Raw genomic sequence first — 9,465 nt, 5'->3', positions numbered from 1 at the left:
CCCCGGTCCAGCCCCTCGTGCTCCACCAGGAAGGACAACGCGCGCTCCCGAGGCGTCCCGCCCACCGCCGGCGTCGGATGCAGCGCCTCCACCACCTGCGCGGCCGACACACCCTCGCGCAGCCGCGCGCCGATGCCCGTGCGCAGGTGCACCACGTTCTTCAACGCCAGCAGCTGGGGCTCCGCGTCGGAGTGGACCTCGTCCGCGAGCGTGCGCAGCGCCGCGAGGATGTAGCGGACCACCGCGGCGTGCTCACGCGCGTCCTTGTCCTGTCCTCGCAACCCCTCCGCCTCGCGCGGCGCCGCGGTGCCCGCCAGGGCCTCCGTCTCCAGCGCCCGGCCCTCCACCCGACACAGCGTCTCCGGCGTCGCGCCCAGGAAGCACGTCCCGTCCAGCGCGCGGAACAGGAAGGTGGCGCAGCGCGGGTTCTGCTCACGCAGCCTCGCCAGCACGTCCACCACGTCGAACGCCTCGGCCGCCTCCACATCCACGGGCCGCGCCAGCACGACCTTCTGGAGCTGTCCCGAGGCAATCGCCTCCAGCGCCCGCTCCACGCGCGCCTCGAACTCCGGCCGCGACGACACCACCGTGAGCGCGACCTCCGCGCCCCGCGCGTGCCGATACCCTTCGGAGAAGCGCGCGCGGACCCGCTCGAGCCGCGAGCGCACCACGTCCTCGCCCCCACGCGCCTCCGGTGCGAACGCGGCCACGGCCAGCCCGCTCCCGGTGCGCCACACCAGCACCTCCGGCAGCGTCCAGCGCGCCACGCCATGCGCGGCCCACGCCTCGTCCACCACCCCCGCCGCGCCGAAGCGGAGCCCGCCGAACCAGGGCCCCGGCATGTCCGACGGCGCCGGGCCCAACCACCGCAACGAGAGGTCACTCAAGGAGCCCAGCACCGCGGGGACCTGTGCGGGCACGGTCGCCTCGACGACCGCCGCCTCGCCCCAGCCCGCCGCCGCCTCGCGCGCCAGGGGCCGCTCCCAATACACCGTCGGAACGCCCAGCGAATCCGCTCCGGAGAGTGGATCCACCGCCGCCAGGGGCATCATTCCGGCCACCCAGCGCTGGCCCTCAACGGGATTGAGCGTCTTCATCAGCGGTCCTCATCCGCGACTGCCCTGAAATCACCTTCGGTTGTCTTCTAAGCCATAACGGCTATACATGCACCAAGGAGTTCAAAACCTCTTGAACTCGGTGGATGGGAGGGCTCGTGGGAGGCAAGCAGCCAGACGAATCCGCGCCGGCGGTGGCCGGGAAGGAGACGGGCGCGCGGCGTGTGCTCCGAGCCTTCCGTCCCGAGGGCACGCGGGTGCGTGCGGGCTCGGTGGAGGTGGGTGGACCGGGGTTCGTGGTGATGGCGGGGCCGTGCGCCGTCGAAGGTCTGGAGCAGGTGGACCGGACCGCCGCCGCCGTGGCGCAGGCGGGCGCCCACGTGCTCCGGGGTGGCGTGTTCAAGCCCCGCACCAGTCCCTATGCGTTCCAAGGAATGGGCGAGCCCGGCCTGCACCTGCTGGCCGAGGCGGGCCGTCGCCACGGGCTGCCCATCATCAGTGAGGTGATGGAGACCGCGCAGATTCCCTTCATGGCGGAGTCCGCGGACATCCTCCAGGTGGGCGCGCGGAACATGCAGAACTTCTCGCTGCTGCGCGCGCTGGGCAAGGTGCGCCGGCCGGTGTTGGTGAAGCGGGGCCTGTCGGCGACGCTGCAGGAGTGGCTGCTGGCGGCGGAGTACGTGCTCGAGGGTGGCAACGAGCAGGTGATGCTGTGCGAGCGGGGCATCCGGACGTTCGAGACGGAGATGCGCAACACGCTGGACCTGGCGGCGGTCGCCTGGGCCAAGCAGCGCACGCACCTGCCCGTCATCGTCGACCCGTCCCATGCGACGGGACAGGTGGACCTCATCCTGCCCATGTCCCTGGCCGCCGCGGCGGCGGGCGCGGACGGGCTGCTGATTGAAGTCCATCCCCGGCCCGAGCAGGCGCTGTGCGATGGGAACCAGGCGCTGACGCCGGAGCGCTTCCAAACGTTGATGCAGCGGCTACCACCCGTGCTAGACGCGGTGGGCCGACATCTTTGGCGGCCGGAGAGCCCGGCCCAGGTCGTGAGGGCGAGATGAGCACCGAAGTCCGTCAGATGTTCTCCTCCATCGCCACGAAGTACGACGTGACGAACGAGGTCCTGTCGTTCGGCATCCATCGTCTGTGGCGACGGACCGCGGTGCGCCTGAGCCAGGCGAAGCCGGGGGACAGCGTCCTCGACTGCGCCTCCGGCACGGGCGACCTTGCGCTCGCGTTCAAGCGCAAGGTGGGCGCCACGGGCCACGTGATTGGCACCGACTTCTGCGCGGAGATGCTGGAGAGCGGCCCCGCCAAGGCGGCGAAGGCGGGGCTCCAGGTGGACTTCCAGGTGGCCGACGCCATGGACCTGCCCTTCGAGGACAACCGCTTCGACGTGGCGTCCATCGCCTTCGGCATCCGCAACGTGGATGACCCGGTGAAGTGCCTGAGCGAGATGGGCCGCGTGGTGAAGCCGGGCGGCCGCGTCGTCGTGCTGGAGTTCGGTCAGCCCACGGGCGTCTTCGGCGCGCTGTTCCGCTTCTACAGCAAGACGGTGATGCCCACGGTGGGCGGCCTGCTCACCGGCAACCGCGCGGCGTATGAGTACCTGCCCCGCACGTCGGCGGCGTTCCCCGCGGGGGAGCGCTTCCTGTCGCTGATGGACCAGTCCGGCGCCTATGCGGAGCGAAGCGCGCATCCGCTGACGTTCGGAACGGCGAACGTGTATGTCGGCCTCGTCCGCTGAGCCGCGGCCACACCTCGTCGAGCATGTCCTCTCCTCGGTGGATCCCCGGCTCAGGCCGGCACTGAGGGACGCCCTCACGCGCCCGGGGCCCACGCCCCGTCCCGCCGCGGGGCAGACCGTGGTGCTGGGTGGTCACCGGGGCGCCGGCAAGTCCACGCTGCTGCCCCGCGTGGCCCGGCTGCTCGGGCGCACGGGCGTGGACCTGGACGCGCACCTGGAGAAGATGCACGGACGTCCGCTGCGCACCTGGGTGGCGCAGGCCCCCGCCGAGTTCCGCGCCGCCGAGCGCCGCGCGCTGCTGGAGCTGCCCCCCGGGGGGCTCGTGGCCGTGGGCGGCGGGTTCCTGTCGCATCACCCGGACGCGCTCGCCGGCACCTTCACCCTCATCATCCCCGTGACGTTCGAGACCTACCGCGAGCGGCTGCTCACGGACCGGACGCGCCCCCGGCTGCGGCCGGAGGTCTCCCTGGAAGAGGAGATCGCCTCCATCTTCCGCGAGCGCGAGGCGCTGCACGCCCGCGTTCCCACCGTCGCCCTGGTGGACTTCCTCCGGGGCTGCCTGCATCCCGAGGAGCTCTTGTGACGCCCGCCCGGCGCATCGTGACGCTGCCCCCCACCCTGCTCGGCCCCGACGCCGTGCACTTCGCCCGGGGGTGCCAGCGTCGCGGCGCCGACGTGCTGGAGATTCGCACCGACCTGCACGCCCCCGACGCCGTGGACGCCGCCGCGCTCGCGGACGTGCTCCCGCTGCTCGTGTCCGAGCGTGGCAAGCCCCTTCCTCCCGCCTGGGTCGCAGCCGCGTGGCGCGTGGACCGGGACCTGATGGACGCCACCGGGCAGAAGGGCTCGCTCGACGCGCCCTCCGGCAAGCTGCTCGCGTCGCACCACGCGGACCGGCAGCTCACCACCGAGGAAGCGCTCGCGCTGTGGTCGCGCGAGCTGCCCGCCGACGCGCTGGTGAAGCACGTGGAGCCCATGACGGACCCGGCCCACCTCTCCGTGCTGCTGGAGACGCAGCGACAGCTGGGCGAGCGCTTCGGCGTGTCGCGCGTCACCGTGCTCGGCATGGGCGCGGTGGCGCTGCCGGCGCGCGCGGTGCTGGCGCGGAGCAACCTGCTCGACTACGTGGCCGCGGGCGGCTCCTGGGTCGCCGCTCCTGGACAGCGGCTGCTCGACGATGCCGTGCGCGAGTGGAGGGGCGCGGACCGCACAACGCTCCCCGCGCCCCTGCGCCTGGGCATCTTCGGGACGGCCATCACCCACTCCCGCTCGCCCCGCATCCACCGCCAGCCCTTCGACCGCATCGACCTCCCCGAGGACGGACCCGTCGAGGCGGTGCTCGACTCGCTCGTGCCCCACTACGGCGGCTTCGCCGTCACCAGCCCCTTCAAGCTGCGGCTCGCGAAGCACACCGGCTCGTCGCTGGACGCCATCAACACCCTGGTCCGTCGAGGAGCCAAGTGGGAGTCCTTCAACACCGACACCGAGGGCGCCCGGAAGGTCCTGGAGCGCCTGGACGCGAAGGACGTCATCGTCCTGGGCGATGGAGGAGCGACCTCCGCGCTTCGCACCGTGGCCGCCGAGCGCGGACAGGCGCTGCGAGTCCTGCGGCGGGCCGACATCCAGGGGCCAGTGACGGGGGCCGTCGTGTGGACCTGGCCGGACCGGGTGGCGCCACCGGATTCCCTGCGATTCGAGCGAGCGCGCGTCGCGGTGATCGCGTACGGTGCGCCCGGCCGACGCATCGCGGCGGAGATCAAGCGGCGCGGCGGAACCCCGGTCCTGCTGGGTGCGGCGTGGTTCGTCGCGCAGGCCCGGCGACAGCGCCAGCTCTGGGAGACCGCGACATGAACACCTTCGGCGTCCTCTTTCGCTTGACGACCTTTGGCGAGAGCCACGGCCCCGCGCTCGGCGCGGTGGTGGACGGCTGCCCCGCGGGTGTGCCGCTGACGAGCGCGCGCATCCAGGCCGCGCTGGACCGCCGCCGCCCGGGCCAGTCCGCGCTCGTCACCCCTCGCAACGAGCCGGACCAGGTGGAGCTCCTCTCCGGCGTGTTCGAGGACAAGACGCTCGGCACGCCCATCGCCGCCATCGTCCGCAACACCAACCAGCGCTCCGGTGACTACAAGGAGCTCAAGCAGGTGGACCGGCCCGGCCACGCGGACGCCGTGTGGCGCGAGCGCTACAAGCACCGCGACCACCGTGGCGGCGGACGCACCAGCGGCCGCGAGACGCTCTGCCGCGTCATCGGCGGCACCATCGCCGAGGCGTACCTGGAGCGGGACATGCCCACCCTGAGCACCGTCGCGTACGTGTCGCAGGTGGGCGACCTCGTCGCCTCCGTGCCCGCGCCGGGCCTGACGCGCGCCATGGTGGACGCGCACCCCACGCGCTGCCCCGATGAGGCGGTGCGCGAGGAGATGTCCCGCCGCATCCTCGCCGCCAAGGAGGCCGGAGACAGCCTGGGCGGCTCCATCGACATCCGCGTGGAGGGCCTGCCGGTGGGACTGGGCGAGCCCATCTTCGGGAAGATCAAGGCGCTCATCGCCCAGGCCCTGGGCAGCGTGGGCGCCGTCACCGGCGTCGTCTGGGGACCGCCGGACCTGATGCAGCGCATCGGTCAGCCGGGCACCCAGTTCCACTCCGTGAAGGACGTCTACGGCGGCATCCAGGGCGGGCTCACCAACGGCGAGCCGCTCCAGGTCCGCGCCTACTTCAAACCCCCAGCGACGCTGGCGGACCACGCGAAGGGTGGCCGTCACGACCCGTGCATCATGCCGCGCGCCGTCCCGGTGCTGGAGTCCATGGTGTCCCTGGTCATCGCAGACCTCGTCCAACAGATGAACGCACGCCCCAACACCCTATGACCCCCTACCCACCCGGCGCCTACCGTCCACCCAACGATCGCTGGGGACCCTTCACCCGACTCGCCAAGCGCCTCCCCGAGGGAAGCCTCGCGGTGGTGGACCGCACCGTCGCCAGGCTCCACCCGACGCTCCTCCCCGCGCTCGAGGCCCGCGCGCCTCGCGCCATCGTCCAGGTGGTGGGCGGTGAGAGCGCCAAGAGCTTCGCGGCGCTGGAGAAGGTGCTCGCCGCGGGCCTGTCCCTGCCGCGCTCGGGCACGCTCGTCGCCGTGGGCGGCGGCACCGTGGGCGATGTCTCCACCGTGGCCGCGCACCTGCTCAAGCGCGGCGTGCGGCTGGTGCAGGTCCCCACCACGTTGCTCGCCGCCGTCGACAGCAGCCTCGGCGGCAAGGGCGCGGTGGACCTCACCGTGAAGGGCCGCGTGGTGAAGAACCCCGCCGGCGTCTTCCACTACGCCGACGAGTCGTGGATCTGCCCGGAGCTGTTCGCCTCACTGTCGCCCACGCAGGTGCGCGAGGGCTCGCTCGAGGCGTGGAAGATGGTCATCAGCCTGGATGCGGCCCTGTTCCGCCGCTACACGCGCACGCCCCCCACGCTGGAGAAGCTGGTCAAGCACGCGCGAGGGCTCAAGGAGAAGGTCTGCGCCCAGGACCCGTACGAGTTCCAGGGCCTGCGCCGGGTGCTCAACTTCGGCCACACCTTCGGCCACGTGCTGGAGAGCGTGTCCCACTTCAAGCTGTCGCACGGCGACGCGGTGGGGCTGGGCATCCTGCTGGCCCTGGACGTGGGCCGCCACCTGGGCGTCACCCCCGAGCCCATCGCCGCCCAGGCGGAGGCCGCGCTCGTCAACGGCCCCGGCGTCCTCGGCCGCGAGCGCGTGGCCCAGCTGCTTCGTCCCGCGTCGCTCAAGACCATCACCACCCTGCTCGACGCCGACAAGAAGGCCGGAGCCAAGGGCGAGCTGCGCATGGTGCTGCTGACGGCCATCGGCGCCACCGAGGTCCGCGACGTGGGCCCGCAGACGTGGCGCGCGCTGTGGCCCGCGTGGACGAAGGGGGTGCGCCCGTGAGCGCCAGCACCCATCGCATCGTGGTGGAGACCTCGGGCCTGAAGGCCTCGCCCCTCACGCCGCCCGTGTCCAAGTCGGACGCGCAGCGGGCGCTGGTGCTGGGCCACCTCACCGGCTCCTGGCCCCTGCCCTCCGTGCAGGCCGAGTCCGACGAGGACCTGCCCGCCGACGTGCGCGTGCTGCGTCGGGGCGTGGAGGCCCTGCGCCTTCCGGCCGGCCCGGTGCGCGACGTGGACTGCGCCGATGGTGGCGCTCCGTTCCGAATCCTCGCCACCCAGGTCGCGGTGACGCCCGGCGCGCGCGTGCGCCTCACCGGCACCCCTCGCCTGGGCGAGCGTCCCCACGGGCCGCTCTTCACGTCGCTGAAGGACGCGCTCGGCCCCGCGGGGCTCACCCTCACGGAAGGGCAGCCCTGGCCGGTGGAGATCGCCGCGCCCACGGACACGTCCTCCGTCGAGCCCGTGTTCCGTGTCCCCGGCTCGCAGAGCAGCCAGTACGCCTCCAGCCTCCTGCTGGGCTGCGCGGCGCTGTACCTGCGCGAGCGCCGCGCGTGGAGCGTGGACATCGAGGGCACGCTGACGAGCGCGGGCTACCTGGACCTCACGCTGACGTGGCTGGAGCGCTTCGGCTTCGAGCTGAAGAAGTCCGCCTCCCGCTACACCGTCTGCGGCCACACCCCGCCGCCGAGCGTCCCCACGCTCCCGGGCGACTGGTCCTCGCTGGGCTACCTGCTGCTCGTCGCCTGGAAGGCCGGCGGCAGCGTGGAGCGCGCGGACACGGCCAGCGCCCATCCAGACCAGGCCATCCTCCGGCTCATCGAGCAGGTGGGCTTGAGGACCGAGCCCGCGCCGGGGGCGCACGTCCTGAAGGTGACGGGACGGCCCACCGGCGGCCTGCGGGCTTCGGGCAAGGAGTGCCCGGACCTGTTGCCGACCCTGGCGGCGCTCGCCTGTGTGCTCCCCGCGCCCTCCACGCTCACGGATGTCGGAATCCTCCGACTGAAGGAGAGCGACCGGCTGGAAGGCATCCGGGACCTGGTGACGGCCTTCGGCGGCAAGGCGGAGTTGGAGGATGACACCCTCCTCGTGACGCCCCCGTCCACGCCTCCCGCCCGTTTCGAGATGGACAGCCGGGGTGACCACCGGCTCGCCATGACGGCCGCGACCCTGAGCGTGCTGTCCGGAGTGACCCTCGTCCTCACCGGCCCCGAGTGTGTCGAGAAGAGCTTTCCGGGCTTCTGGCGTCAGCTCACCCGCTCGGGCGTCCGCATTTCAGCGTCCCCGTAGGAAACATCAGTGTCTCCCTCACCGACTTATCGTTCTTTTTTGTTGAAAGCGATCTGCGCCCTGTGAAATCTCCGCCCATGCCCAAGGACACGCTGACGATCACCGACAATCGGACCGGCAAGACGTACGAGGTCCCGGTCGAGAACGGCTGTATTCGCACCAACGCCCTGCGCCAGATCAAAGTCGCGGACGACGACTTCGGCCTCATGGGCTACGACCCGGCGTTCCTCAACACCGCGAACTGTAAGAGCGCCATCACCTTCATCGACGGTGACAAGGGCATCCTGGAGTACCGCGGCTACCCCATCGAGCAGCTGGCCGAGAAGTCCAGCTATCTGGAGGTCGCCTACCTCCTGCTGAACGGTGAGCTCCCCACGCCGAAGGAGCTGGAGCAGTTCATCTACCTCGTCACGCACCACACCTACGTGCACGAGAACGTGAAGTCCTTCATGGATGGGTTCCGCTACGACGCGCACCCCATGTCCATGCTGGGCTCCACCGTGGCGGCGCTGTCCGGCTTCTACCCGGAGGCGAAGGACACGAAGGACGAGCGCAGCCGCCGCATCCAGATCACCCGGCTCATCGCCAAGATGCCGACGATCGCCGCGTTCTCCTACCGGAAGTCGAAGGGCCTGCCCTACATCTACCCGGACAACGACCTGTCCTACGTCGCCAACTTCCTGGCGATGGTGAAGCGCGTCGGAACGTCGACCTACAAGGTCCACCCGGTGCTGGAGCGCGCGCTGGACGTGCTCTTCATCCTGCACGCCGACCACGAGCAGAACTGCTCGACGACGTCCGTGCGCACGGTGGGCTCGTCGGAAGTGGACCCGTACTCGGCCGTGACGGCCGGCATCGGCGCCCTCTACGGCCCGCTGCACGGCGGCGCCAACGAGGCGGTGCTGCGCATGCTCCGCGAGATCGGCCACATCTCCAAGGTCCCGGACTTCATCAAGTCGGTGAAGAGCGGCGAGGGCGAGAAGAAGCTGATGGGCTTCGGCCACCGCGTCTACAAGTCCTACGATCCGCGCGCCAAGGTCATCAAGCGCGTGGCGGACGAGGTCTTCGACGTGACGGGCAAGAACCCGCTGCTGGAGCTGGCCGTGGAGCTGGAGCGCATCGCGCTGCAGGACGAGTACTTCGTCAAGCGCAAGCTCTACCCGAACGTCGACTTCTACTCCGGCCTCATCTACGAGGCGATGGGCTTCCAGGCGGAGATGTTCCCCGTCCTCTTCGCCATTCCCCGCACGGTGGGCTGGTGCGCGCAGTGGGAGGAGATGGTCCTGGACCCCGAGCAGAAGATCGCGCGTCCGCGTCAGGTCTACACGGGCCAGAAGCGCCGCGACTACGTCGACATGGACAAGCGCGCGGCGAAGTAGGCCGCTGCCGTCCTTGAGGTGAGGAGGGGCGAGGGACCGAAAGGCTCCCCGCCCCTTTCTC

9 protein-coding genes are annotated in these 9,465 nt (G+C 71.3%); 8 read left to right on the top strand and 1 reads right to left on the bottom strand.

The window, feature by feature from the left end:
• On the bottom strand, positions 1 to 1,097 hold a 1,097-nt coding region (locus FL311_RS03050), incomplete at its 3' end, for a chorismate-binding protein (RefSeq protein WP_141323331.1).
• A 116-nt stretch (positions 1,098 to 1,213) separates the two neighbouring features.
• Between FL311_RS03050 and aroF the strand changes: the two genes are divergently transcribed.
• The 8 genes from aroF to FL311_RS03010 all read left to right on the top strand — a co-directional run bounded on the left by aroF (position 1,214) and on the right by FL311_RS03010 (position 9,404).
• Positions 1,214 to 2,119, top strand: coding sequence for a 3-deoxy-7-phosphoheptulonate synthase (gene aroF / locus FL311_RS03045; protein ID WP_228556638.1), 906 nt, complete (start codon positions 1,214 to 1,216; stop codon positions 2,117 to 2,119).
• The gene (ubiE, locus tag FL311_RS03040) at positions 2,116 to 2,805 is read left to right on the top strand and encodes a bifunctional demethylmenaquinone methyltransferase/2-methoxy-6-polyprenyl-1,4-benzoquinol methylase UbiE (protein WP_141323327.1); all 690 of its coding nucleotides are present in this window, start codon (positions 2,116 to 2,118) and stop codon (positions 2,803 to 2,805) included. The genes aroF and ubiE overlap by 4 nt, the downstream gene beginning before the upstream one ends.
• A 37-nt stretch (positions 2,806 to 2,842) precedes the next feature.
• Complete coding sequence (locus FL311_RS03035; protein WP_228556637.1) at positions 2,843 to 3,388, top strand: shikimate kinase; 546 nt, start codon at positions 2,843 to 2,845, stop codon at positions 3,386 to 3,388.
• Positions 3,385 to 4,656: a shikimate dehydrogenase gene (locus FL311_RS03030; RefSeq protein WP_141323325.1), complete on the top strand. Its 1,272-nt coding sequence runs from the start codon at positions 3,385 to 3,387 to the stop codon at positions 4,654 to 4,656. The genes FL311_RS03035 and FL311_RS03030 overlap by 4 nt, the downstream gene beginning before the upstream one ends.
• Positions 4,653 to 5,672: a chorismate synthase gene (gene aroC, locus FL311_RS03025; RefSeq protein ID WP_141323323.1), complete on the top strand. Its 1,020-nt coding sequence runs from the start codon at positions 4,653 to 4,655 to the stop codon at positions 5,670 to 5,672. The genes FL311_RS03030 and aroC overlap by 4 nt, the downstream gene beginning before the upstream one ends.
• Positions 5,669 to 6,739 carry a 3-dehydroquinate synthase family protein gene (locus FL311_RS03020; RefSeq protein ID WP_141323322.1) on the top strand — a complete coding sequence of 357 codons (1,071 nt, stop codon included), beginning with the start codon at positions 5,669 to 5,671 and terminating at the stop codon, positions 6,737 to 6,739. The genes aroC and FL311_RS03020 overlap by 4 nt, the downstream gene beginning before the upstream one ends.
• A complete protein-coding gene (locus FL311_RS03015; protein ID WP_228556636.1) occupies positions 6,736 to 8,025 on the top strand; it encodes a 3-phosphoshikimate 1-carboxyvinyltransferase in 1,290 nt (429 codons plus the stop codon). The genes FL311_RS03020 and FL311_RS03015 overlap by 4 nt, the downstream gene beginning before the upstream one ends.
• Before the next feature lie 77 nt (positions 8,026 to 8,102).
• Positions 8,103 to 9,404 (top strand): citrate synthase, encoded by a 1,302-nt coding sequence (locus FL311_RS03010; protein WP_141323320.1) that lies wholly within the window; start codon positions 8,103 to 8,105, stop codon positions 9,402 to 9,404.
• The last annotated feature ends 61 nt before the right edge of the window (positions 9,405 to 9,465 follow it).

The organism is Myxococcus sp. AB025B (assembly GCF_006518215.1).
GTDB classification, from domain to species: Bacteria; Myxococcota; Myxococcia; order Myxococcales; family Myxococcaceae; genus Myxococcus; species Myxococcus fulvus.
This window is presented reverse-complemented; position numbering and strand designations above follow the sequence as displayed.

Excerpts from the sequence above, each read along its gene's own strand:
- ubiE (WP_141323327.1), top strand. The coding sequence starts at position 2,116 with ATGAGCACCGAAGTCCGTCAGATGTTCTCCTCCATCGCCACGAAGTAC.
- aroC (WP_141323323.1), top strand. The coding sequence starts at position 4,653 with ATGAACACCTTCGGCGTCCTCTTTCGCTTGACGACCTTTGGCGAGAGC.
- FL311_RS03020 (WP_141323322.1), top strand. The coding sequence starts at position 5,669 with ATGACCCCCTACCCACCCGGCGCCTACCGTCCACCCAACGATCGCTGG.
- FL311_RS03010 (WP_141323320.1), top strand. The coding sequence starts at position 8,103 with ATGCCCAAGGACACGCTGACGATCACCGACAATCGGACCGGCAAGACG.